We start from the raw sequence: 24,160 nt of genomic DNA on the forward strand, positions 1-24,160 counted from the left end.
TTGCGCAAAAATATATTTGCGCACCAAATACAAGCAACGATTCAAATAAGCCAATCGAGTCGACAATAAGTCAATAAAGTCTTACTAACCTAAATATCTGTTTCTTAAGATGATTGGTTGAAGTTGTCTGTTTGGATTACATTTTGCTTTCACATTCGTTATATATTAAATAATATAACGAAAATATTAAATCAATCCAGCTAAATGACAACAAAAACAGTTAAATCTGTCTGTCCTTATTGTGGTGTGGGTTGTGGCATTCTGATGGATGTAACCAGTAACCGCGTCGTCAAGATAACCGGCGATAAAACCCATCCCACCAACTTTGGGCGACTGTGTACCAAGGGCAACACTTGCGCTCAGGCCATCGCCGAATCGGGACGACTGGAGCATGCCTATCTGCGTGAGGATCGCCTGCGCGATCCAGCCCGGGTCGATATGGCACATGCCATCAAAGAAACCGCACAGCGATTGCGTGCCATCCTTGATGTCCATGGCCCGGATGCAGTGGCGCTCTATGTTTCAGGCCAGATGTCGCTGGAGGCGCAATACCTGGCCAACAAGCTCGCCAAGGGTTTCATCGGCACAAACAATATCGAATCGAATTCGCGTCTATGCATGGCCAGTGCTGGCAGCGGGTACAAACTCTCGCTGGGCTCGGATGGTCCGCCCGGTTCTTACCAGGACTTCGATCGTGCCGACGTATTCTTCGTCATCGGCGCAAACATGGCCGACTGCCACCCGATCCTCTTCCTGCGCATGATGGATCGGGTCAAGGCCGGTGCCAGGCTGATCGTGGTTGATCCACGCCGCAATGCCACGGCTGACAAGGCAAGCCTTTTTCTTCAAGTCAAACCCGGTACTGACTTGGCCTTGCTCAATGGCCTGTTGCACCTGATCGTCAAAAACGGTCATACCGACTCAGCCTTCATCGAAGCATTTACCGAAGGCTGGGAAACCATGCCGGACTTTCTGGACGACTACCCGCCAAAGAGGGTCGCTGAGCTTACCGGATTGGCTGAGGCAGATATTCGCAAGGCAGCCGAATGGATCGGCACCGCAGCCGAGTGGATGAGCTGCTGGACTATGGGACTCAATCAGAGTACTCACGGCACCTGGAACACCAATGCAATCTGCAACCTGCATCTGGCGACGGGGGCAATCTGTCGTCCTGGCAGTGGCCCATTTTCGCTGACTGGGCAGCCTAATGCGATGGGTGGGCGCGAGATGGGCTACATGGGCATGGGCCTGCCGGGGCAACGTACCGTGCTGGTGGACAAGGATCGCGCCTTCATTGAAGCATTGTGGGGCGTGCCGGCCGGTACCCTGCGCACTGACCTGGGTGGTGGTACGGTGGCCATGTTCGAAGACATGCAGGCTGGCAAGATCAAGGCATGCTGGATCATCTGTACCAATCCGGTGGCCACGGTACCCAACCGCAAGAATGTGATCAAGGGCCTGCAAGTAGCCGAGCTGGTCATCACGCAGGATGCCTTTCTCGACACCGAAACCAACCGTTACGCGGACATCTTGCTACCAGGTGCACTATGGGCCGAGGCTGAGGGCGTAATGATCAACTCCGAGCGCAATCTGACGCTCATGCAAAAGGCTGTCGACCCGCCCGGTGAGTCGATGGCTGACTGGCAGATCATTGCACAAGTAGCCTGCGAGATGGGCTACTCGCAAGGATTCAGCTACGACTCCGCTTCCGAAGTATTCGAGGAAATCAAGCAGGCCTGGAATCCGAAAACCGGTTACGATATTCGTGGCGCGAGCTACGAGCGATTGCGCCAGACGCCCTTGCAATGGCCTTGTCCACCCGATGACGATCGCGATCGCCATCCGATCCGTTACCTCAACGATGGGGTGAGCCAAGCGTACAAAGAATCGCCAGATGGTTCGCGACCGCGTATCGCCTTTGCCACAGCAAACGGCAAGGGAGTGTTTCTGCCCCGTCCGGACATGCCACCAGCCGAGATGCCGGACAGCGACTTCCCGTTTGTTCTCAATACTGGCCGCTTACAGCACCAGTGGCACACAATGACCAAGACCGGAAAGATTCCAACGCTCAACAAGCTCAATCCCGGGCCTTTTGTGGAAATACATCCCGAGGATGCTACCGTGCTTGGCATTCGTGACAAAGACAGGGTGGCGGTATGCTCGCGCCGTGGGCGTGCGGTACTGCCTGCTGTTGTGACAGACCGGGTGCGTCCCGGCAACTGTTTTGCTCCGTTTCACTGGAACGATGTTTTTGGCGAGGATCTGACAATCAACGCCGTTACCAGTGATGCCATTGACCCGATTTCTCAGCAACCCGAATTCAAGTTCTGTGCCGTAGCGTTGCTGCGCGTCGCAGAGGAACCATCATCACCCTCCCCGACCAGCGAGAACAACCAAGTTCTTGTGCCCGCCATGGAAAGTGCCAATGCAGGCACGTCGGCCATTGTCATCAAGGAACTCAACATGAAGCACATCGACGCGCTGGCCGCGCTACTTGGCCTCGATGCCGTACCCACCGTTGTGCTGGACGCTCACGAACAACTCTATCTGCAGGGCTATCTGACTGCCCTGCGTACCGATGTATCCAGGCAGACTGGCGGGGTGCCTGTACTACCAATCACCGCACCACTGGAACCTGCCAAGCGTCTGTTACTTGATGGCATGCTGGCGGGACTCTTCGCGCGCACCTGGTTACCTGGCGGCGAGGCAGTTGCTCTGCCGACAGCCAACCCGGCAACAGCCGCTGTCACAGCAGTTTCAGCACCGCAATCGATCACGATTCTGTGGGCTTCGTCAACCGGCAATGCGGAAGGTTTTGCTGAACAATGCGCGCAGCGGCTGAAGACAGAGGGCTACCTCGTCACCCTTGCAGGCATGGACAGTTTCAAATTGGTGGACTTGGTCAACGTGTCACGTTTGTTACTGCTGGCCAGCACTTTCGGTGACGGTGATCCACCTGATAATGGCGGCCCGTTTTGGGCAGCCTTACAAGCGGACACGGTGCCCAGACTTGACACGATAACGTTCTCCGTACTGGCATTGGGTGATTCCAACTATGACCAGTTTTGTGGCTTTGGTCGCAAGCTCGATGCACGCCTGGAGGCACTGGGTGCGCGGCGGCTGTCAGCACGAGTCGACTGTGAGCCGGATTACCAGGAGGCTGCCAACGCCTGGTTAGGCAGCGTCATCCAGGCATTGGCAAAAACCACCGAACAATCAGGAGCCAAGGTAGCGGTAACCCCGGTCAAGGTGCTGGCAGGAGACATCGGGGAAGAAGCGGTTACATTGCGAACTTCCACACCATCGACTTTTAGTCGTAGTGCTCCCCTGCACACACATCTCGTACTGAACCAGCTGCTCAACGCGCCAGGGGCGGAAAAGGAAACTCGTCAGTTCGCTTTCGATCTGACAAGCCATGGTTTCAACTATGAAGCCGGTGATGCACTCGGCGTTTGGCCGACCAACTGTCCTTCGCTGGTCGGCGATATGCTGGCCGCGCTCAAGCTTGCGCCATCGACAGTGGTGACCATCAAGGATCAGGGTGACACAACACTGACCGATGCCTTGTCGAGGCACTTCGAAATTGCGCGCATCACACCCGAGGTCCTGCAATTCGTCAGCACACGCTCGGGCAGTGAAGTGCTGGCCAATCTCCTCAAGGAGGATCGCAAGGACGAGTTGAAGCAATGGCTGTGGGGCCGACAGATCATTGATCTGTTGCATTCGTTCCCGATCCAGATTCAGGCCAGTGAATGGCTGGCTGTGCTCAAGCGTTTGCAACCGCGTCTTTACTCAATTTCGTCAAGCCCCAAGGCTACGCCGAATCAGGTACATCTCACGGTCTCGACCGTGCGCTATGTCTGCGAAGGCCAGGCGCGCGGCGGGGTATGTTCCACTTTTCTGGCCGACCGGGCGGCGCAATCCATGACAGTACCAATCTTTGTACAGAAGTCGGCACATTTTCGACCGCCGCAGAACCCTGATGCACCAATGATCATGGTGGGACCCGGTACTGGTGTTGCGCCTTTCAGAGCCTTTCTCCAAGAACGCCAAGCCACTGGCGCAAAAGGGAAAAACTGGTTGTTTTTTGGTGAGCAACGTGCTGCCACCGACTTCTACTACAGGGAAGAACTGGAGACGATGCAGCGCAACGGCTACCTGCATCGACTTGATACCGCGTTCTCCCGTGACCAGACCGACAAGATCTATGTTCAACATCGAATGATTGAGCATGGCGCGCAACTCTGGGCCTGGTTGCAAGAAGGCGGGCACTTCTATGTTTGCGGCGATGCCAGTCGAATGGCCAAGGACGTTGATAACGCACTCAGAAAGATCGTTCAGACACAGGGTGGATTAAACGATGACAAAACCAATAGTTATGTACAACAGTTAGCCACCGATAGACGTTATCTTCGCGATATATATTGATGTTTCTGATTGATGTTTCTGTATCAACCTGGCTATTGTATTGAGGATTGAACAGATCCCATGAATGACTTCTCAGTGCCCTCTGGCGATGTTTCTAGGTAAAATTTGGAGGCGGTATATGAAAAGCGTACTAGCACTACGCCACGGTTCATCTGAGAGTTTGGGTCAACTGGGGATTTTCTTGAAAAAGAATGGATTTGATACGCATTATTTTGAAGTCGGTATTGATTCTTTTTCAGATATTTCTCCTCTCAATGCTGATATTGTCGTTGTACTGGATGGTCCGATTTCCGCATACGATGTGGAAGAATATCCTTACTTACGTACAGAAATTGCATGGCTACGTGCACGGTTAATTGAAGATTTGCCAACACTGGGAATTTGCCTTGGTGCACAACTCATAGCGGCAGCCTTACATGCCAGAGTTTATCCAGGTACATGTGGCAAAGAGATTGGCTGGAACCGTTTAAAACCAGCACTTGATACCGAGGAAAGTCCCTGTCTAAGAAAATTGATTGAGCAAGGCACCCATGTTCTGCATTGGCATGGCGATACCTTTGATTTACCCAAAGGGGCAAAACATCTTGCTTCAACTGATCAATATCAGAACCAAGCCTTTTCCTGGGGCGACAACTGTTTGGCTTTGCAGTTTCACCCCGAGTTAGATATCCATATGCTTGAACAATGGTTAATTGGACGAGCATACGAAATTGCACACACGCGCAATATCAGTCTTTCCGAACTGCGGATGGATACCAAACAATACGGCAGCAGATTCCAACTGGCGATACAAGATTTTTGGCAAGAATGGCTAAACAGTCTTCAACTTACGACAGCCTAGAAGATGGCAAGTTATTACTCAAAATAAGTCATACTCCCACCAAGTATAAAAACAAAACATCCGCTTAAGTACGTAAGTAAAGGCACACAAAAAATACATATAGAGTGTATCTGACATCTACTTTTGTCACGCCACTTTGAATGCATGGGCAGTTGGATTCATGATCGTTGTCATGTCCATGACACATTGATTTGCCAGGCAAACTCCATCAAACTGCAAACAAAAGCAAACTACCAAACAGCTGTTGATTTTTAACGTATAAAACAGTCTGGGGAAACAAGCAGGACGTCCTTACTTTTTTGATTGGAGAATCTGATGAAACAATATGGTGCAGAATTTTTAGGTACTTTCTGGTTGGTACTAGGTGGTTGCGGTAGCGCAGTGCTGGCGGTGGCCTTCCCCCATGTTGGGATTGGCCTGCATGGGGTGTCACTGGCTTTTGGCCTGACAGTTTTAACGATGGCCTATGCGGTTGGTCATATTTCTGGCGGCCACTTCAACCCGGCGGTTTCAATTGGCCTCTATGCTGGTGGTCGCTTTCCTGCCAGTAAGCTTGTACCTTATATTGTGGCCCAGGTGCTCGGAGCAATTGTCGCCGCTGGCGTGCTCTATTTAATTGCCAGTGGTGCAGCCGGCTTTGATGTCAGCAAGGGCTTTGCCTCCAATGGCTATGGCGAACACTCACCGGGCGGTTATTCCTTGCAAGCCGCTTTAATCACCGAAGTGGTCATGACCATGTTCTTTTTGATTGTGATTCTGGGTGCCACTGATAAACGTGCACCAGCCGGTTTTGCCCCCATTCCGATTGGCTTGGCCCTTACTCTAATTCACCTGATCAGCATTCCTGTCACCAACACCTCGGTCAATCCCGCACGCAGTACCGGTGTGGCCTTGTTTGTCGGTGACTGGGCCCTCTCACAACTCTGGCTGTTTTGGCTGGCTCCCATTGCTGGCGCTGTGCTGGGTGCGCTGGCTTATCGTTGTATTGCAACTGAAGAATAAACTCGACCATCATCAAGGCTGCCTGCTTAATCAATTACCTAATCAATTGCCGCACAGCCTGATTCGCTGCTTATTAAACCAAATAAATATCCAAACCAACTCGTGGCGACAGCACGGTTGGTTCATTTCTGGGAGGTCCTATGTTGAAATATTTATGGATGCTGCTGATTGGTATTGTTGTCGGCGGCGTGGCTCGCGTACTGATGCCTGGTCATGCTCACATTGGCATTTTATTGACGGGCCTGTTAGGGATCGCTGGCTCATTCATTGGCGGCATGATCGGGCAATTTTTCAGCAAACCCGCTGAAGGTGCCAAACCGCAACCGGCTGGCTTTTTCATGTCCGTGATTGGTGCTTTGGTCGTACTCTACTTCTGGCAACACTTCAACCCCTAATACCTGATACCTGATACCTGATACCTGATACCTGATACCTGATACCTGATACCTGATACCTGATACCTGACTCCTGGCTGGCCACTGTGCCAGCCTGTACTTGGTTGATCGTCGCTTGCTCAATCATTTTCCCATTTTTAATTAATTCTGTTGTGTTGACTTCGTTGATAATAGCGGCCTGCCATGATGCCTACCATGGTCATCCAGACATCATGCTTTTCAACCAGCCATCACAAGGAACTCTATGGAAGTCAAGGATAGCAACGGCACCCTGCTCAACTCGGGTGACTCGGTCATGGTCATCAAAGATCTCAAGGTCAAGGGTACCTCAGTCACGCTCAAACGTGGCACCGTCATCAAAAATATTCGACTGACCGAAGATGAAGAGGAAATTGAATGCAATGCCGACAAGGTCAAAGGCCTGGTGTTGAAAACCTGCTTTTTGAAAAAAGCCTAGACATTCAGCAAACCTACTGCACAGGATGATTTACTTGTTTCGACAACCAATCATTTTGCTCTGAGCATCACTGTTGATTTTCTGAGATCAGGTTAAAGCGCACTTGTGGAATCTCGTGAAAAAAATAAGTATATTTACCCGCTTGCGCTTTCATCAAAATCTGCAGACCTCATGTTGACGCGGGTGTTATCTGTGCAATCCCCAATTTCTCTCATGGTCTTTTCCCATGACGACGAGGTAACATGGCATCATCCCAAGTGAGTAAACCTATTTACCCGAGTCATTCCCATCAATCCAGAACGGATTGGTGGCGATATACTTCACCGCGTTGATACGATCAACCCGATCAATATCCAGATATAACCGCACTTCCATTTTCAAACGGGCCTATGATTTCTGTACCTTTTCCAGATGATGAAGCACTTCGATTGGTCGCGCTGCGCGCTTTGGAAATACTCGATAGTCCACCAGAAGCCGAGTTTGATGCCCTGGTTAAAGCCGCGTCCCTGGTCTGCCATGTCCCCATTTCCCTGATCAGTCTGGTCGACTCCGAACGTCAATGGTTCAAAGCCAATATTGGCTTGCCAGGAGTTCAGGAAACACCTCGTGACATCGCATTCTGCTCGCACACCATACTGGACAACCGATTGTTTGAAGTGTCCGATGCCACGCAGGATCCCTGTTTTGCGGATAACCCCCTGGTGGTCGGTCAGCCAGACATCCGTTTTTATGCTGGCATGCCTTTGCAGCTGAGTAATGGTTATCGGGTTGGTACTTTATGCGTGATTGATCGTGAACCCCGTCAACTTGATGAAACTCAACGCGAAGTATTGCGTTGCCTGGGACAGGCGGCAGTCGCTGCGCTGGAGGCACGTCATGTCCTGCGACTGCATCAACAGGCGATTGCAGAGAACTATGCCAGTGAAGCGCGATTCAGAACACTGTGCGACTACTCTCCTCATGGTGTTTTTTATACGGACAGTCATGGTTCTTGCACCTATACCAATCAGCGCTGGCAAGAGATCTATGGTCTGACATTTGAGCAAAGCCTTGGACAGGGCTGGGCCGAAGGTGTACATCCAGACGACCGTACAGCTGTCCTGAACCTGTGGCAAAACACCGCACCTGGACAAGATGAAGCCGAGATGGAATTCCGGATTCGTCGGGGTGACAATACAGTACGTACCGTCTACGCCCGTGCGCATGCAGTCAAGAATGCCACACATCAAATCATTGGCTATGTTGGCTCAGTAGAAGATATCAGCGACCGCAAGGCAATGATGCTGCATCTGGCAGACAAACAGGCACACCTGCAACGCCTTTATGAAGCCACACCTGCCATGCTGCACTCAATTGATACGGAAGGTAGCCTGTGCAGTGTCAGTGATCTCTGGCTGCTCAAAATGGGCTATACCCGTGGTGAGGTGATTGGTCGACCATCCTCTGATTTTCTGACACCGTACTCGCGCGATTACGCCAACCAGATCGTTCTGCCGATCTTTTTCAAGGCTGGCCATTGCGAGAATATCGAGTATCAGATGGTCACCAAAACAGGAAAAATCATTGATGTCCTGCTGTCGGCCATTCTTGAGCATGACGAACAGGGCCGACCTTTACGCAGTGTGGCGGTCATTGAAGACATTACCTTGCGACGTCGTGTCGAACGCGAACTGGCCAAAGAGCACGAACTGCTTCGAGTGACCCTGCAATCGATTGGTGATGCCGTGATCACGACCGACGGATCGGGCCATATCAGCTGGCTGAATCCGGCAGCCGAACGCATGACGGGCTGGTTGTCCGAAGAGGCGGAAGGTCGGCCGCTCAATCATGTTTTCAATATCGTCAATGAGGCAACCCGCCAACCCACCGAAAATCCGGTCGCGCTCTGCCTGCAGGAACGCAAGATCGTCGGACTGGCCAATCACACCCTGTTGATTTCCCGTGATGGTCATGAATACGGCATTGAAGACTCTGCGGCCCCCATCCGCAACGAGCAAGGTGATCTGCTCGGTGTGGTGCTGGTCTTTCACGATGTGACCGAGCAGCGCCGTCTCTCTGGTGAAATGAGTTATCGCGCCACGCATGATTCACTCACCGGACTCATCAATCGTGGCGAATTTGAAGCACGTTTGCGTCGTGTCCTGCAGCAGGCACATGATGACAAAACCGTTCACGCCTTGATGTATATTGATCTTGACCAGTTCAAACTGGTCAATGATGCCTGTGGCCATGCCATTGGAGACCAGCTTTTACAGCAGGTCTCCAAATTGTTCGGCACCACCATTCGCGCCCGCGACACATTGGCGCGACTAGGGGGCGACGAGTTTGCCATCATTCTGGAGCATTGCCCCATGCAGCAGGCACAACGTGTCGCGCAACAGATTTGCGAACGCATGGAAGATTTCCGTTTCACCCATGACGAACGGCGCTTTCGAATTGGCGCAAGCATTGGGCTGGTACCCATTGACAATCATTGGGGTAATACCACCCTGATCTTGCAGGCCGCCGATACCTCTTGCTATGCGGCCAAGGAAGCGGGTCGTAATCGCGTGCATGTCTGGTTTGATACCGATCAGGCCATGCGTGCCCGTCATGGCGAAATGCAGTGGACTGGCCGTATCGAACAGGCGCTCGATGAAAACCGTTTTGTCCTGTTTGCTCAACGCATCATTTGTCTGCACGACAATAACGAGGTGTTGAATGCCGAAGTGTTGCTGCGCATGCTGGATAAGGATGGTTCGCTGGTTTTGCCCGAAGCATTTCTTCCGGCTGCCGAACGTTTTCATCTGGCTTCAAGGATCGATCGTTGGGTCTTGCAACATGTGATTGCCTGGATGAAGAACACCCTGGAACATGACGCAAACGCTATCCCAGGTACCATCCCAATCACCACACTGAACGTCAATCTTTCTGGTCAATCCATTGGTGATCGGGCATTCCATCGCTGGGCCCATGAAGTACTGCAAGAAGCCGGTGCAGACATCTGTTCCAGGCTGGTATTTGAAATTACCGAAACTGCCGCCATTACCAATATGGCTGATGCCGTGCTATTCATTGATCAGGTTCGCGCCCAGGGTGTGAAGATTGCCCTGGACGATTTTGGTGCGGGCGCTGCTTCTTTCGGTTATCTAAAAAATCTGCCCCTCGATAGCCTCAAGATTGATGGGCAATTCATCCGTGATGTGGTGGATGATCCCCTGGATGAAGCCGCAGTACGTTGCTTTGTCGATGTAGCCAAAGTCATCAATGTCAAAACGGTTGCTGAATTTGTCGACAAAGAGGCGATTTTGGATAAGATCAAAATAATCGGCGTTGATTACGCACAAGGCTTTTTATTGCATCGACCTGCACCAATCAATGAATTATTGACAGCGCAAGTTGAGGATATCGAGAACCTGCACCATTGAATCGTGTTGATCAGACATCAAGAACCATGACTGCTCACGGCAATGTAGGCTGAATATGGTTGATCACCGCGGCGACGTCAACCATTAAAGGCCTGCCCATCAACTCGGGCTGCAGACAATGGGTCATCAACTGCTTGAGTGCATGAAAGGCTTCATGCTGTTGCTCATCCGGCTCGCAATGTGTCAGCAATTCCTCCAGCAGACAACCATAAGCACGTACTTCAATACGCTGCAGCGCTTCTGTAGCCTGCTTGTCGACAGGCAAGAACGAGGCCGCGCCAAAGTCACCCAGCAGGCATTCACCCGCATGCGTTTTGAGCGTGTTGTGAGCATATAGATCACCATGCATGATGCCTTGGGCATGCAGATGTGCCGTCACCGCAGCCATCTGACAAGCCATTGAAATGATGGTCTTGAGTGAAAACCGCTGATTGCTTGCATACACGTCGCGCGTACAGGAATCCCAGCTGGGCGGCCCGGCCAGGTTATGAAAGCACGGATCAATCAGCGCCATGACCATGCCATGCAAGCCATCGGGATGATTGGCGACCGTGCCATGTACCGGTATCAATTGCGCATGCTGGCCTGCTGCCAGACAGGCCGCAATCTCACTATCGGGTGTGCCATCGCTGGTCATCGCACCTTTAAAAACCTTTACGGCAACTGCCTCGGCATGCGTGCCTGGTTCAATATGACAAACACCATGCTCAGTCTGTGGCCAATAACTGGCCTGATAAATCAGGCCACTGGCACCTTCGCCCAGTTTTTGTTGAAGTTGCAGATGCGTCCAATCAACCTGCTCACTCGCATGGGCTGTCAAGGCTTGGGTTTCCTGTTCCAGACAAAAAGGATTGCCTGCGTAGGCCAGCCAGGAGAGCCTGGGCAAACTCGTCAAAAAACTGGGTAGCGCTGCAAATTGGTTGGCCGAAATGCGCAACAGCTCCAGTTGCGTGCAAGCCGCCATGGCCATTGGCAAACTGCTTAAGCGGTTACCGGCCAGCATGCATTTTTGCAGCTGACGACATTGGCCAATGCTGCTGGGTAATTCGCTGATTTGATTACCCGTCAAAATCAGCCAGCGTAATGATGGCCCCAAGGCAACCGCAGGCACCTCAGCAATCTGATTGGCTTTAAAACCAATCATGCTCAGCCTGGGGCATTGCCCTAATACTTCTGGCAAACGGGTAAATTGATTATCTGAACAAAACAGAATGCGCAGTTTTTGCAGACGGGCAAAATCAGGCGGCAATGCACTCAAGGCATTGCCCGAAAGATTGAGCACTTCGAGCGTATCGGCCAAATCTAAAATTTCACGCGGAAACTCGGTCAGGCCAGCCGATAGATCCAACCGCTTGGCACCGGTCAATTCACCGGCCCGCAGTTGATGCAACGTGCGATGCAGCATGTCGTTCATATGCAAACCAACTGATCAGCTTTATGCAAAACGCACTCCGGTCAGTTCTTCGGAGACATCCCATAAACGGCGAGCCACATCCGGATTATGTGCATGGGGTGCAATATGCGCCAAGGTGGGATATCCGCGACTTTCCATCCAGCTATCCGGGCCCCAATATTGGCCAGCCCTGGCATCTGGCATGGTAGCCGCATAAAGGGTTGGCAAAGCACCCTTCTCGGCTGACTGCCCAATCAGACGGATTGTCAGTGCCACGACTTGCGCGGCCAGTGTGGTGCCCTGCATGCGCAAGCCTTCCCGTTTGATATTGGTATTGGACAAGCCGGGATGCGCCGCCAGCGACACGATCGGCCACTCATGCTGAATGGCGCGGCGATCCAGCTCCAGCATGAACATGAGATTGGCCAGCTTGGACTGGTTGTAGGCGCGGTACGGTGTATAGGTGCGACTGCATTGCAGGTCACTGAAATGAATCCGCCCCATCTTATGCACCACGCTGGCAGTGCTGACCACGCGTGGCTGTTTGCCTTTCATCAGGCTTGGCAACAGCAAACCCGTCAGAGCAAAGTGCCCCAGATGGTTGACCGCCAGATGCATTTCAAAGCCATCCAGCGTCAGCATTTGCCGTGGCAATGCCATCACCCCAGCATTATTGATCAAACCATCCAGAGAACCATAGTTGCGCTGAAAGTCGGCCGCACACTGGCGCACCGAAGCTTGCGATGCCAGATCAAGTTCACACAGGCTCAGGCGCGCATGCGGCAGCTCGCCCAAAATATCATTCTTGGCCAGACGCGCCTTTTCCATATTGCGACAGGCCATGATCACTTCAGCCCCCGCGTGGGCCAATGCCTTGGCAATGTAAAAACCGATACCACTATTGGCACCCGTTACCATGATGCGACGACCATGCTGATCAGGAATCAGATCGCTATTCCAGCGGTTCATGCCTTGTTCTCCCTACTCTGCAAATTGAGGTTTTCATTCCTTGAAGCTTATTCTTGGTTTGGGCGACAGTATAATCACGCCTTTGCCTGCTGTCTGGCTATCTGCAAGCCTTTTTACAGAAGGGCTCAGCCGGTAGTACACATTTGATGCAAACCTATCGCACGCCTAACGCACTCCTTTTTTGCGCACTCCTTATTGTTGTAAAGCTAATCCAATGAATCTGATTATCCAGGGCTTGCAAGTCGATACGCCCACCCTCAAAACCATCGCCAAAACCGCTGCAGCCAGCACCATTGACAAGATTGACTCCGCTACACCGTATGAAGCCTTTGCGCTGCGGCATGTGAATAAAACGCCCGAATTGCTGGCCGCACTCGATAAACTCTGCGCACCAGCCCAGCTGGACTATGCCCTGATCGCCGATGACCTGCAACTGAGCGACTTCAAACTGGTGGCCATGGATATGGACTCTACCGTCATCACCATTGAGTGCATTGATGAAATTGCCGACATGTGCGGCCTGAAAAAAGAAGTCTCGGCGATTACCGAAGCCGCCATGCGCGGCGAGATCAAGGATTTTTCTGAAAGCCTGACGCGCCGGGTCGCCTTGCTCAAGGGCCTGGATGCCAGTGCTCTGGAACGAGTCTATAACGAACGGCTGCAACTCTCCATGGGTGTCGAAGCCATGCTTGACGCCATACAGGCACAAGGCAGCAAATCCTTATTGGTATCAGGCGGCTTCACCTTTTTTACCGAACGTCTGCAACCCCGTCTGAACCTGACTTACACCCGCGCCAACACCCTGGAAATCATTGACGGCAAACTGACTGGCAAAGTGCTCGGCACGGTTGTCGACGGTAATGAAAAAGCCGCTACAGTACGCCAGGTTTGCAATGAGCTGGGTATTGGCACCCATGAAGCGCTGGTGATGGGCGACGGCGCCAACGATCTGACCATGATGGGTCTGGCAGGGCTGTCTGTCGCGTTTCGTGCCAAGCCGGTGGTACGTCAGCAAGCCAGTGTCGCCTTCAACTATGTCGGTCTGGATGGCGTGCTCAATCTGTTTGTCTGATCAGATCAATTGATCTGTCACTTGAGTAGCCTACTTAATCACCAAAGATTGAAAACCAAAAGCGTGCGCGATAAAAATAGCAAGCAACACCACGTCACCTGGTATTGATCAGTTGAAAACAGCGAGTGAGCCAACGCCGTTTAACACTGGAAAAATGGGCAATCAGGCATCAACTCTACATCGCACGTAAATCGACCTGAGTGTCTTACTCGGTAAGGCATTGTTTGGATGGTGCATTTTTATACCATCGGATATTGATCAGAAACCAGATAGTATCGGGGAGTAAAAAATAGGCCCCTTTAATAACATACCTAACCGCTTAAATATAATGGGTACTCCATAATAGTATCCATTATATTGACTATATCATTCAGGTTCACAGAGCATTGTCTGTATTGTTCCTGTTTTGTCCATGCACCACTAACTAGTGTCCCAGCTTTTGGGCAACCAAGCCATAAACGCTATAACCCACCAGATCGGGCATGGCATAGTCCGGATAAGCCGCCACCAGTCTGGCTTGAATGGCTGCATAGTGCTGGCCTTGCCTGGCGGGGTCGGACAGTTCGCTCACCCGTTCGCCCAAGTCCTTGATATAAGCCGAAACAATCTGGTCGGCCTGATCCAGATAAGCCATTTGCTCTGCCACTGCTTGCTTGACTGGTACAAACTCACCTCGTCCACCATAAACCTTGCCCCGACCCAACTGGTTCAATGCCAGCAGGTCAGTTTTCCAGCCGGGCAGATTGGGAACCGGCTTGCCATTGACAATACCCCCTTCCAGCCAAGCATGCGTGCGAGTATGAACCAGATCGCCCACGATCAAATCGCCACTGGCATCAATCCGTACCACGGTCTGATGGCTGGATATACCCGCCTTGGGCAATTCAATCAAACTGATCGTCTCACCCGATGCCAGTCGAATCTGCTGTTTGCCTTTGAAAGTCGTTTCGACCGGTTCAAATTGAGGATAAGTGGCATCGGTAAAAGCCTTGGCAATCTGCACCCAGAAATGACGCTTGTAGGCATCCACATCCGGCATGGCTGCTGCCGTATTCGCCGCCGCCATGCTTTGAATGCCGGCTCGATGAAATACCGACAAGCCATTGAATTTATCTGGATTGGGATGCGTCACGATGATCCGTTTAATTCTCGAACGGGTGTGACTCCGAATGTCGTTCAATAATGCCTCAGCCTGTGCGGTCGTAAATTGTGCATCCACGACAGTCACCTCCTGACCATCGTCATACCAGAATGAATGCGTGTTAAAGCCAGCCACATCCGATGTAAACACGTGCAGTTGACCGGCCCAAACACGGTGCATCATGCCCAAAGCCAGCAATAAGACAAGGTATCGACATAAGTTAAATTTCATGAGTAAGTTCCTAAGCAATGAAAGGACTGTCAGCTTAAAGAACTTATTTATGGCCGTCTTGGACTATACTGACAATTAATATGCCATGACAGACAAATTCATGAAAATCATCAATCCCGATTTGCTGGCCTGTCCGGTTTTTGTGCTGACACAGCAATATCCCAGCTATGACGGTGTCTGGCATCAACATCAACGTGCACAGCTGATCTATGCCAGTGAAGGCTTGCTCACCGTCAAAACTGAGCAAGGGCTGTGGGTCGTACCGCCGCATCGCGCCGTCTGGATTGTGCCGGGGATACGTCATAAAGCTTGTGCACCCAAGGGTTTTCATCTGAAGACCCTGTATGTCACGCCAGAAATTGCCCCCGTACCGACCCACTGCTGCGCAGTGACCATTGATCCCTTGCTGGATGCCTTGTTCAGCGAGGCCGCCAGTTTTGGTACCGACTATCCCGCCGCTGGTCCGCAACAGCGCTTGCTGCAAGTCATCATTGATCGGCTGGCCCATCTGCAGGCGATCCCGGCCTATCTGCCTGCGCCGCAAGATGCACGGCTCCGCAAGCTTACCGCCTTGCTCGAGGACAATCCGGCCGATGCTCGATCACTCACCGTACTGGCCAGCACCAGTGGCATGAGCGACCGAACCGCCGCACGATTATTTATCAAAGAAACCGGTATTACCTTTGCCCAATGGCGCCAGCAGTTGCGCCTGTTATGCGCTATCCAGCTGCTTAGTCAAGGAACCAGCGTGGGCAATGTAGCGGATCAGGTTGGCTATCAGGATGTGTCATCCTTTATCACCGTGTTTAAAAAGGTATTTGGTGACACACCGGCGCGCTACCTGAATGGGAAAAGTTGAATTTTTCAAGTTCCAGGCAAAGAGGCGGCAAATCGCAAGCATGCTGCGGCAGGATAAGCTTTGAACACCAGATGGTTGGTCGACGGTACGATAGATTTTCTGACTCGGCATGCAGTTGCATGCCCCGATCGGCCCAGCAAAACTGGTCACCATGTCTTTTGTCCTGAGTACTCGCTGCGCCCTCGGCCTTTCTTCTGCTTATTTCTTCATTGCTTTGTGGTTTAACCTTTAACGCCCATCGCTTCACTTTTCAGCCATACCGCCTGATCAAAAATCCCAGCGATCCATTCATAGACGGCATCGATGCGTGGCACATGACGCATTTCGGGATGAACCAGCAACCATAAGTCACGGCTTAAGGTGGGCAGATTGTGATGCAGTTTTTTCAGCGCCCTATCCTGCTCGGCCAAAAAGTCGGGCAAAACAGCCTGCCCAATGCCCATGCGTACCGCATCCATCAAGACATGCAGATTATTGCTGCGCAGTTTGACATTGACATGCGGATATTGACTGGCCAGCCAGCACGATTCGGGCAGATGCGCCAGATCATGATCATAGGCCACCCAGTCATGATTATTCAGGCAGCGCAAAGGATTGAGATAAACCGAAAAAGCACAACTGGTCAACTTGCGAATCAATAGATTGCCATCCTGCGGTCGCGCCAGCCGCAAGGCAATATCGGCCTCGCGTCGGGTCAGGCTGAGGTTGTGATCACTGGTGACAAACTCAATGCGCAGATCAGGATGCTGCGCGTACAGTTTGGGCAAGGCGGGCAATAAATAAGTACCGACAATCGTATCCACCGCCGTAATCCGCACCACCCCGCCGACCAGCACATTGCCGGTTTCCGCCACGCGCACCAGCGCATTCATTTCCTGTTCAATCCGTTCGGCTTGTATCAACACAACGCGGCCCGCTTCGGTAGGCACCCAGTTACCGGAAACCTTTTCAAACAGGCTCACACCCAGCTGTTGTTCCAGCAGCTTGAGACGGCGCGCCACCGTGGTTTGGTCAACCTTGAGCTGGCGCGCGCCGCCCGCAAAAGAACGCTCGCGACCCAGCACCACCAAAAAACGGACATCATCCCAATTCATGCATCGCTCGCGTTTTTTTATTCATCTTCCCTCCTGCATTTTTGCAGCTTGGTGCTGCATGATTCTCTATTGGCCTGACTTGCTTGCCTGCCTAGAATGATCGTTTCCATATCCATCATACTATCTTGAGGAGTCGTTCATGTCAGATCTCGTTACCCTTCGTGGCCTGCTCGGTTTACCAGCCACACCCGCGCCCTTGTCGCAATCCGCGCTGGTGCTGGTCGACTGTCAAAACACCTATCGGCGTGGCATGATGCAATTAAGTGCGGTCGAACCGGCACTGGAACAATGTCAGCAACTGTTGGCACGAGCCCGTCGGCTCAAAATTCCCATCATCCATATCCAGCATGATGCTGGCCCTGGTACCCCCTATGATGTCCGTGCCGATATCGGCATGATTGCCGACAAGGTGGCACCCGCCAATGGCGAACCGGTCATCACCAAAAATTATCCCAATTCATTTTTGAATACTAATCTGCATGAGCAGCTGCAAGCGCTACAGGTCAAAAATCTGGTGATTGTGGGCTTCATGACGCATATGTGCATCTCTTCCACGGCGCGAGCGGCGTTTGATCTTGGCTACGCCAATACCGTGGTGGCCGCAGCGACCGCCACGCGCAACCTGCCCTTGCTCAATGACGAAGAAGTGGCGGCAGAACAAGTCCAACGCAGTGCTTTGGCCGCCCTGGCCGACTTGTTTGCCATCGTGCTGCACGATCAGTCCAATCTGCCAGACTGATTGCAAAGCCGTAACATGAAGTAAGTCTCCTGCCGGGTAATTCCCTTGGCGCCCGGTCTTTCTCCCTGAGGATCGGGCGTTTTTTATGGCGTATTGAAAAATTGGATACAAGCTGGATCAATGGCTGTCATCGACTAGTTGTCGACTTGCGCCCGCATCAACCAAAAATTGATCTTGACAATTAAAAGCTGGGCGTGGTGTTGCAATCTGGCGTTGCAATCGGTTACAAGAGCAGCCCGCTGGACCATCCCCAAAGCGTTGCTGCACCTTTATCCTGACAGGGTTGATCACTTTGCACCTGCCAGCCATGCCCCATAACCAAATCGCATTGCCCCCTTTAAATAACCACGCACGGACCTCATGCAAGACATCGCAAATCAGCTTACTTGTTGCCGGTTGTGCTTTGGGCCTGCTAAGTGCCTGTGGTGGTGGGAGCAGTAGCACCGCCAGCAATGACACCGGCACTGGTGCGCAAACCAGCAGTAGCTCAGGCAGCAGTTCATCAGGAAGCTCATCCAGCTCATCAGGGAGCCAGGCCACTGGCAAAGTTTATGGCAGCATGGCCGCCGCCAGCCTGGGTATCGGCGCCAACCTGAATGGTGCGATTCCGTTTACCAGTACCAGCGAATGGAATCGTGATATCAGCAGTGATCCGGTTGATCCCAATTCCGATAATCTGATTGCGGCCATTGGCGTTGGTGGTCATCTCAAGTCCGACTTTGGTACGGTCTGGCAAGGTGCGCCGATTGGCATTCCGTATCTGGTGGTGAGTAGTAGCCAGACCAAGGTCAAGATCACCTTTACCGATTATGGCGATGAAAGCGATGCTGGCCCTTACCCCGTCTCCGCCAATGCGCCGATTGAAGGCCAGCAGATTTCTGGTGCCGCATTTGGTGGTGATCGCCATGTGCTCGTCATCGACAAGGACAATAACCGGCTTTACGAAATGGGCAATGCCTATCCACAACCCGATGGCAGCTGGTTGGCTTCAGGCGGTGCAATTTTCAATTTGGATGGCACGATTGCGCGCCCGACCGCCCAACCCGGTTGGACCAGTGCCGACGCGGCCGGTTTACCCATCTTTCCGGGCTTGGTTCGTTATGATGAAGCCAATGGTGGCGGGATTTTTCATGCGCTGCGCTTCACTGCATCGGTAACCCGCAAAGCCTATCTGCCACCGGCCACTCACTGGGCGTCGAGCAATACCGATGTGAATCGCCCGCCAATGGGCATGCGTGTACGTCTGAAGGCCAGTTATCAGATTCCAGCCAATTTCAGCAAGGAAAGCAAAGCCATTTTGCAGGCACTGAAAACTTACGGCATGTTGCTGGCTGACAATGGCTCCAACTGGTATATCAGTGGCGCACCCGACTCACGCTGGAATGATGAAACGCTGGCCAAAGAAGTCAATAGCGTGCAAGGTAGCGCTCTGGAAGTGGTCAAAATGAACGGGATGGTGGCACCATAGCCGGGACCCATCCTTATTCAGGACAAATAAGACACAGATTAGCAAATGCTGTTGTTTTGGCATGGCCGATCTGACATATGATTCAGACGAAACCAGCCCGCTTGAGTAGAATAGGAGCATAAAACACGACTAGGCACCCATTCAACCGGATTGCTGGCGATTCAGAAAGTAACCGGTTGACGCCGCGCCAACCAACTATGTCTATCGATTCCCCTACTTTTAAAAATGGCATGCGCCAACTGACAGCCGCCGTCAGCCTGATCACTGCTACCGACGCTGAGGGGGTGCGCTCCGGCTTTACTGCCACTGCCGTTGCTTCGGTCAGTGCCGAACCACCGACCTTGCTGGTCTGTATCAATCGCCTCAATGGCAGTTACGAAGCCATTCGTCAGGCAGGCCATTTTGCCGTCAATGTACTGTCTACTGCGGATCACAACCTGTCGCATCGTTTTGCCGGTGGCGTGATAGGGAGTGAGCGCTTTCTGGAAGGCCAATGGGATATCTTGCTGAGTGGTTCGCCCATTCTGCAAACTGCCCTGGTCAGTTTTGATTGCAAGGTCATCAATCTGATTGATGCCGGTACCCACACCGTAGCCATTGCCGAAGTGATTGCCATTGCTCAACACCCATCCGCCAGTCCCGCACTGCTCTATCGTGATGGCGCTTACTGCACTCCCTGCAACCTGCCGGAACTGCCGGAGTAATCTCACAGTTTTGATAAGTAACAAGACACACCGATTGGTGCTGGTTTAGACTGCCTGAGCCAAAAGCTTTCACCACAAAGACATCAAGAAACACGAAGAGACTCCAGTGCTGTCCAGTGCTGAAATGAGATTGAGACAAAGCAGATAATGCCATTGGCTTTAGCTTGGTGTACTTTGTATCTTTGTGGTAAATGCTTTTACATCGATTATCCAGACGAATTGGATTCAAGGAGCATAGGCATGTCTGCCTCATTTGATTTTCAACTCAACGATCCGCAGCTGTTGCGCGAAGCCTGTTATTGGCAGGGTCAATGGCAAGGCGCACACAATGGCGCGCAGGTGGCAGTCCATGATCCGGCCACGGGTGCCATGATTGCCCACATACCCGATTGCGGCGCACCAGAAACCACCGCTGCCATTGCCGCAGCCCAGGCGGCATTGCCCGCCTGGCGCAGCAAGCAGGCGGCTGAGCGTTCAAAGTTACTGAGAAAATGGTTTGATCTACTCATCGCCCATCAGGATGATCTGGCCCGCATCATGACGCAGGAACAAGGCAAACCACTCGCCGAAGCCAAGGGTGAAATTGTCTATGCCGCCAGCTATATTGAGTGGTTTGCCGAAGAAGCCAAACGCGTTTATGGTGAAACCATTCCTGCTCCTTTTGATTCCCGCAAGATCATTGTGCTGCATGAGCCAGTTGGTGTCTGCGCAGCCATCACCCCCTGGAATTTCCCAGCCGCCATGCTCACCAGAAAAATTGCACCGGCTCTCGCGGCCGGCTGCACCATGGTCGTCAAACCCGCCGAACAAACCCCACTCACCGCCCTCGCCCTGATGGTATTGGCAGAACGGGCTGGCCTGCCCGCCGGTGTCATCAATGCCGTTACCGGTGACGCAAAAACCATTGGTGGTGTACTGACCGCCAGCCCGATTGTGCGCAAACTCAGCTTTACCGGCTCGACCGAAGTTGGCCGGATATTGATGGCGCAATGTGCACCGACATTAAAAAAACTGTCGCTTGAATTGGGTGGCAACGCACCGTTCATTGTGTTTGATGATGCCGATATTGATGCAGCAGTACAAGGCGCCATCGCCTCCAAATACCGTAATGCCGGCCAGACTTGTGTGTGCTCCAACCGCTTGCTGGTACAGCGTAGTGTAGCGGCCGAATTTACTGAAAAATTCAAACAGGCCGTGATGCAACTCAAGGTTGGCAATGGCCTCGAAGCAGGCGTCCATATCGGCCCCTTGATTGATGAAGCCGCCATCAACAAAGTAGAAAAACTGGTGAATCAGGCGGTTAGTCAGGGTGCCAAGGTGCTGCTCGGTGGCCAGCGCCATGCACTCGGCGGCACCTGGTATGAGCCCACCATTCTCACCGATGTCACCCCCACCATGGCGCTGTCAAAAGAAGAAATCTTTGGCCCGGTTGCACCCATCACCGTCTTTGATACTGAGGCCGAAGCCATTGCGCTGGCCAACGACACCCCATTTGGTCTGGCCGCCTACTTTTACAGCCGCGACATAGGCCGTGTCTGGCGCGTCAGTGAAGCACTGGAATATGGCATTGTGGGCATCAACGCGGGCCTGATCTCCACCGAGGTCGCACCATTCGGCGGCGTCAAACAATCCGGCCTGGGCCGTGAAGGTTCACGGCATGGGATTGAGGACTATCTGCAGTTGAAGTATTTGAGTATGGGGTATTGATAATTACTGATTCAAGTAACTATTCAAATTTTAAAAATACCAACTTGAACCCTGCAGCAAATTATTTACCTTGCTCGTTGCCATAAGTTTTGACCAGATAGTCGATGATGACCGGCATATCCTCATCATTGATAGGCGCTTTGAAAACTGCCTTCATTCGCTTCACCATGGCGTCCCAATAAGGACGAGCCGCTGTTGGCGGTTGGTATTGCATATACTCGGCAGAATGACATGCCACACAGTTGTTCTGTGCCTTGGCATAGCCGGGTAAATTACTGGGTTGCAACTGAATCGCGTCGGGCGGCAACTCGATGGTTTTGGCTAACGCTGGAACTTGATGTGCCGTTACCAACAACATCGTCGTCAGTGTGATGAACATTTTTCTAGTCATGATCTGGCTCCTCACACTGCAGTGATTTTGACGGACTCAACCACATTGCGCATATAGCCTGCGGGCTGCCATAGCGCTTCCATGGGTTGACTTTGTCCGGAACGATTCCATGCGCGCACGCGTAAATCGTAGGCACCGCGCTCGGGGGTGAAACCAAACGAAAATTCGCGGAAGGAATAGCGCCCCATATCACTACCCAATTTAGCGGCACGCCAGCTTTGCCCGCCATCGGTTGAGTACGCCACTTCACGAATCCCTTGGCCACCATCAAAAGCAATCCCCTTGACACCAATAGTCTGCCCCGCCGTCACTCGCGCACCATTTTGCAATGAGGTAACAAAGGAGCGCACATTAAAGCGCCCGATTGGCCGCGTTGCTGTAGGTGTCGTGCCGGGTTCGATACAGGCACAATCATTATCAGGAACACGATAAGCCGGTTTCATCCAGAAGCCATCAAATACCTGATCAATAATTTCAATTTCGGATAAATGCTTGACCCAGTAAGTGCCATAGTAGCCAGGCACAATCAGCTTGACGGGATAACCATTCAGCATAGGTAGGTCCGTACCATTCATCTGATACGCCAACATCACTTCACCATCCAGGGCATGGTTGATATCCAGTGCCTTGACGAAATCACCACCGCCCAAGACGCCGTTATCCAGGCCATTAAAAGTAACCTGCTTGGCGCTTGTCTTGATCTCGGCACGAGCCAATATGTCCTTGAGCGGTACGCCCACCCAGTGCGCATTACCCATCGCACCATTGGACAACTGACCACCGGTCACTCGTGGGGTGAAATGACCACGACTATTGCCTGAACATTGATTGACTGCAAGGTATTCAATCGGCGTGAACTGCGAACGCAGATCTGCCATAGAAATTTCAAAGGGTTTGGCACAGGCATTGCCACCGATTTTAATGACATGCTTATCGCCATCAATATTGGTTGGAATGGCGGCATTATGGTAGCGAACAAAGAAAGCATCATTGGGAGTGATGATGCCTTCATTAAAGACTTCAAACGGGGTTTCCAGTTGCGGCGGCCGCGATGTAAGCACAATCATCGATCGCTTTTCGGGATAGACCGCCATATTGCGCTTGCCGTTGGCAAAGGGCAGTTCCGTGGTGGTTTGCCCAAAAGCACTTTGTGAAGCGCTGAGGAGATTGCCTCCCACCAATAAACCAGAACTGCTTAACAGGATTTTTCTACGAATAATATTGGGCAAATTTTTGGTATCGTTCATGTTGTCTCCTGAACATTTTTTCCATCATAGCATCATAAGTAAATCAAAAATTGCTAAATTTCTGCTTCGAAAATTGTTCATCTGCAACATCAAAGTCTGCCGGCTCATTTTGACAAACCCATTAACAATGTGAATTACAAAAAAGGGATGACAGATATCGCTACACTAGGTAAAACGTAGATATTCAACCATCTTCACGCGAGCAACCTCATGTCCACTCACCCCGCCCAAACTGATTTCACAAGCCTGCGCGATATGATCCGCCAATTTGTCGACGAACGTGACTGGGATCAGTTTCATTCCCCTAAAAACTTGTCAATGGCGTTGAGTGTGGAAGCGGCGGAATTGCTGGAGCACTTTCAGTGGTTGCAGCGTGGCGATGTGGTCGAGCTGGGTGCTGAAAAATATCGGCAGGTGCGCCATGAGGTGGCTGATGTGCTGGTTTATCTGATTCGACTGGCCGACAAGCTGGAGATTGATCTGATGACTGCCGTAGATGAAAAAATGACGATCAACCGTGCCAAATATCCAGCGGATCTGGTGCGCGGTGATGCGCGCAAATATGACGAGTACAAGGCACGGCCACAACCGTCTGAAGCGTAACCAACAATGGAC

19 protein-coding genes are annotated in these 24,160 nt (G+C 52.0%); 13 read left to right on the top strand and 6 right to left on the bottom strand.

From position 1 onward, the window contains the following. The first annotated feature begins 204 nt into the window (after positions 1–204). The 6 genes from ACMYR3_RS07740 to ACMYR3_RS07765 all read left to right on the top strand — a co-directional run bounded on the left by ACMYR3_RS07740 (position 205) and on the right by ACMYR3_RS07765 (position 10,530). Positions 205–4,428 (top strand): sulfite reductase subunit alpha, encoded by a 4,224-nt coding sequence (locus tag ACMYR3_RS07740; protein ID WP_424196098.1) that lies wholly within the window; start codon positions 205–207, stop codon positions 4,426–4,428. A gap of 118 nt (positions 4,429–4,546) precedes the next feature. Then, entirely contained in the window at positions 4,547–5,269 is a 723-nt protein-coding gene (locus tag ACMYR3_RS07745; protein WP_424196100.1) for a glutamine amidotransferase, read from the top strand. 315 nt (positions 5,270–5,584) lie between these two features. Beyond that, entirely contained in the window at positions 5,585–6,271 is a 687-nt protein-coding gene (aqpZ, locus tag ACMYR3_RS07750) for an aquaporin Z (RefSeq protein ID WP_424196102.1), read from the top strand. Positions 6,272–6,411: 140 nt separating this feature from the next. Next, entirely contained in the window at positions 6,412–6,666 is a 255-nt protein-coding gene (locus tag ACMYR3_RS07755) for a GlsB/YeaQ/YmgE family stress response membrane protein (protein ID WP_424196104.1), read from the top strand. A 244-nt stretch (positions 6,667–6,910) separates the two neighbouring features. Continuing rightward, positions 6,911–7,123, top strand: a complete 213-nt coding sequence (locus ACMYR3_RS07760; protein ID WP_424196106.1) for an alkylphosphonate utilization protein — start codon at positions 6,911–6,913, stop codon at positions 7,121–7,123. A gap of 389 nt (positions 7,124–7,512) precedes the next feature. Next, positions 7,513–10,530, top strand: coding sequence for an EAL domain-containing protein (locus ACMYR3_RS07765; RefSeq protein ID WP_424196108.1), 3,018 nt, complete (start codon positions 7,513–7,515; stop codon positions 10,528–10,530). A gap of 34 nt (positions 10,531–10,564) precedes the next feature. Here ACMYR3_RS07765 and ACMYR3_RS07770 read toward each other — a convergent pair whose 3' ends face one another. Then, positions 10,565–11,932, bottom strand: coding sequence for a protein kinase (locus ACMYR3_RS07770; RefSeq protein ID WP_424196419.1), 1,368 nt, complete (start codon positions 11,930–11,932; stop codon positions 10,565–10,567). A gap of 33 nt (positions 11,933–11,965) precedes the next feature. Then, positions 11,966–12,892, bottom strand: coding sequence for an oxidoreductase (locus ACMYR3_RS07775; protein WP_424196110.1), 927 nt, complete (start codon positions 12,890–12,892; stop codon positions 11,966–11,968). A 214-nt stretch (positions 12,893–13,106) separates the two neighbouring features. Here ACMYR3_RS07775 and serB point away from each other — a divergent pair, with 214 nt between their 5' ends. Beyond that, the gene (serB, locus tag ACMYR3_RS07780) at positions 13,107–13,964 is read left to right on the top strand and encodes a phosphoserine phosphatase SerB (protein ID WP_424196112.1); all 858 of its coding nucleotides are present in this window, start codon (positions 13,107–13,109) and stop codon (positions 13,962–13,964) included. Between the two features lie 424 nt (positions 13,965–14,388). Here serB and ACMYR3_RS07785 read toward each other — a convergent pair whose 3' ends face one another. Beyond that, on the bottom strand, positions 14,389–15,336 hold the full coding sequence (locus tag ACMYR3_RS07785; RefSeq protein ID WP_424196114.1) for an MBL fold metallo-hydrolase: 948 nt from the start codon (positions 15,334–15,336) through the stop codon (positions 14,389–14,391). Between the two features lie 100 nt (positions 15,337–15,436). Between ACMYR3_RS07785 and ACMYR3_RS07790 the strand changes: the two genes are divergently transcribed. Beyond that, entirely contained in the window at positions 15,437–16,195 is a 759-nt protein-coding gene (locus ACMYR3_RS07790) for an AraC family transcriptional regulator (RefSeq protein ID WP_424196116.1), read from the top strand. A gap of 221 nt (positions 16,196–16,416) precedes the next feature. On the opposite strand, the gene ACMYR3_RS07795 is transcribed toward ACMYR3_RS07790, so the two are convergent. After that, positions 16,417–17,289 carry a LysR family transcriptional regulator gene (locus ACMYR3_RS07795; RefSeq protein ID WP_424196118.1) on the bottom strand — a complete coding sequence of 291 codons (873 nt, stop codon included), beginning with the start codon at positions 17,287–17,289 and terminating at the stop codon, positions 16,417–16,419. A 139-nt stretch (positions 17,290–17,428) separates the two neighbouring features. Between ACMYR3_RS07795 and ACMYR3_RS07800 the strand changes: the two genes are divergently transcribed. The 4 genes from ACMYR3_RS07800 to ACMYR3_RS07815 all read left to right on the top strand — a co-directional run bounded on the left by ACMYR3_RS07800 (position 17,429) and on the right by ACMYR3_RS07815 (position 21,907). Next, positions 17,429–18,028, top strand: a complete 600-nt coding sequence (locus tag ACMYR3_RS07800) for a cysteine hydrolase family protein (RefSeq protein ID WP_424196120.1) — start codon at positions 17,429–17,431, stop codon at positions 18,026–18,028. Between the two features lie 307 nt (positions 18,029–18,335). Continuing rightward, entirely contained in the window at positions 18,336–19,496 is a 1,161-nt protein-coding gene (locus ACMYR3_RS07805; protein WP_424196122.1) for a hypothetical protein, read from the top strand. 197 nt (positions 19,497–19,693) lie between these two features. After that, positions 19,694–20,200, top strand: coding sequence for a flavin reductase family protein (locus ACMYR3_RS07810; protein ID WP_424196124.1), 507 nt, complete (start codon positions 19,694–19,696; stop codon positions 20,198–20,200). A gap of 240 nt (positions 20,201–20,440) precedes the next feature. Further along, positions 20,441–21,907 (top strand): NAD-dependent succinate-semialdehyde dehydrogenase, encoded by a 1,467-nt coding sequence (locus ACMYR3_RS07815; protein WP_424196126.1) that lies wholly within the window; start codon positions 20,441–20,443, stop codon positions 21,905–21,907. Between the two features lie 61 nt (positions 21,908–21,968). Here the strand turns inward: ACMYR3_RS07815 and ACMYR3_RS07820 are convergent, their stop codons facing one another. Beyond that, positions 21,969–22,298, bottom strand: coding sequence for a cytochrome c, class I (locus ACMYR3_RS07820; protein WP_424196128.1), 330 nt, complete (start codon positions 22,296–22,298; stop codon positions 21,969–21,971). 11 nt (positions 22,299–22,309) lie between these two features. Then, complete coding sequence (locus ACMYR3_RS07825) at positions 22,310–23,545, bottom strand: molybdopterin-dependent oxidoreductase (protein ID WP_424196130.1); 1,236 nt, start codon at positions 23,543–23,545, stop codon at positions 22,310–22,312. A 210-nt stretch (positions 23,546–23,755) separates the two neighbouring features. Between ACMYR3_RS07825 and ACMYR3_RS07830 the strand changes: the two genes are divergently transcribed. Further along, positions 23,756–24,148, top strand: a complete 393-nt coding sequence (locus ACMYR3_RS07830; protein WP_424196132.1) for a nucleotide pyrophosphohydrolase — start codon at positions 23,756–23,758, stop codon at positions 24,146–24,148. Positions 24,149–24,160 lie beyond the last annotated feature (12 nt).

The organism is Ampullimonas aquatilis (assembly GCF_049675895.1).
In the GTDB taxonomy this organism is placed as follows: Bacteria; Pseudomonadota; Gammaproteobacteria; order Burkholderiales; family Burkholderiaceae_D; genus Ampullimonas; species Ampullimonas aquatilis.

Coding starts and splice junctions, on each gene's coding strand:
- ACMYR3_RS07745 (WP_424196100.1), top strand. CDS start 4,547: ATGAAAAGCGTACTAGCACTACGCCACGGTTCATCTGAGAGTTTGGGT.
- ACMYR3_RS07760 (WP_424196106.1), top strand. CDS start 6,911: ATGGAAGTCAAGGATAGCAACGGCACCCTGCTCAACTCGGGTGACTCG.
- ACMYR3_RS07815 (WP_424196126.1), top strand. CDS start 20,441: ATGTCTGCCTCATTTGATTTTCAACTCAACGATCCGCAGCTGTTGCGC.
- ACMYR3_RS07810 (WP_424196124.1), top strand. CDS start 19,694: ATGTCTATCGATTCCCCTACTTTTAAAAATGGCATGCGCCAACTGACA.
- ACMYR3_RS07765 (WP_424196108.1), top strand. CDS start 7,513: ATGATTTCTGTACCTTTTCCAGATGATGAAGCACTTCGATTGGTCGCG.
- ACMYR3_RS07800 (WP_424196120.1), top strand. CDS start 17,429: ATGTCAGATCTCGTTACCCTTCGTGGCCTGCTCGGTTTACCAGCCACA.
- ACMYR3_RS07830 (WP_424196132.1), top strand. CDS start 23,756: ATGTCCACTCACCCCGCCCAAACTGATTTCACAAGCCTGCGCGATATG.
- serB (WP_424196112.1), top strand. CDS start 13,107: ATGAATCTGATTATCCAGGGCTTGCAAGTCGATACGCCCACCCTCAAA.
- ACMYR3_RS07825 (WP_424196130.1), bottom strand. CDS start 23,545: ATGAACGATACCAAAAATTTGCCCAATATTATTCGTAGAAAAATCCTG.
- ACMYR3_RS07740 (WP_424196098.1), top strand. CDS start 205: ATGACAACAAAAACAGTTAAATCTGTCTGTCCTTATTGTGGTGTGGGT.
- ACMYR3_RS07795 (WP_424196118.1), bottom strand. CDS start 17,289: ATGAATTGGGATGATGTCCGTTTTTTGGTGGTGCTGGGTCGCGAGCGT.
- ACMYR3_RS07820 (WP_424196128.1), bottom strand. CDS start 22,298: ATGACTAGAAAAATGTTCATCACACTGACGACGATGTTGTTGGTAACG.
- aqpZ (WP_424196102.1), top strand. CDS start 5,585: ATGAAACAATATGGTGCAGAATTTTTAGGTACTTTCTGGTTGGTACTA.
- ACMYR3_RS07775 (WP_424196110.1), bottom strand. CDS start 12,892: ATGAACCGCTGGAATAGCGATCTGATTCCTGATCAGCATGGTCGTCGC.
- ACMYR3_RS07790 (WP_424196116.1), top strand. CDS start 15,437: ATGAAAATCATCAATCCCGATTTGCTGGCCTGTCCGGTTTTTGTGCTG.
- ACMYR3_RS07805 (WP_424196122.1), top strand. CDS start 18,336: ATGCCCCATAACCAAATCGCATTGCCCCCTTTAAATAACCACGCACGG.
- ACMYR3_RS07755 (WP_424196104.1), top strand. CDS start 6,412: ATGTTGAAATATTTATGGATGCTGCTGATTGGTATTGTTGTCGGCGGC.
- ACMYR3_RS07785 (WP_424196114.1), bottom strand. CDS start 15,336: ATGAAATTTAACTTATGTCGATACCTTGTCTTATTGCTGGCTTTGGGC.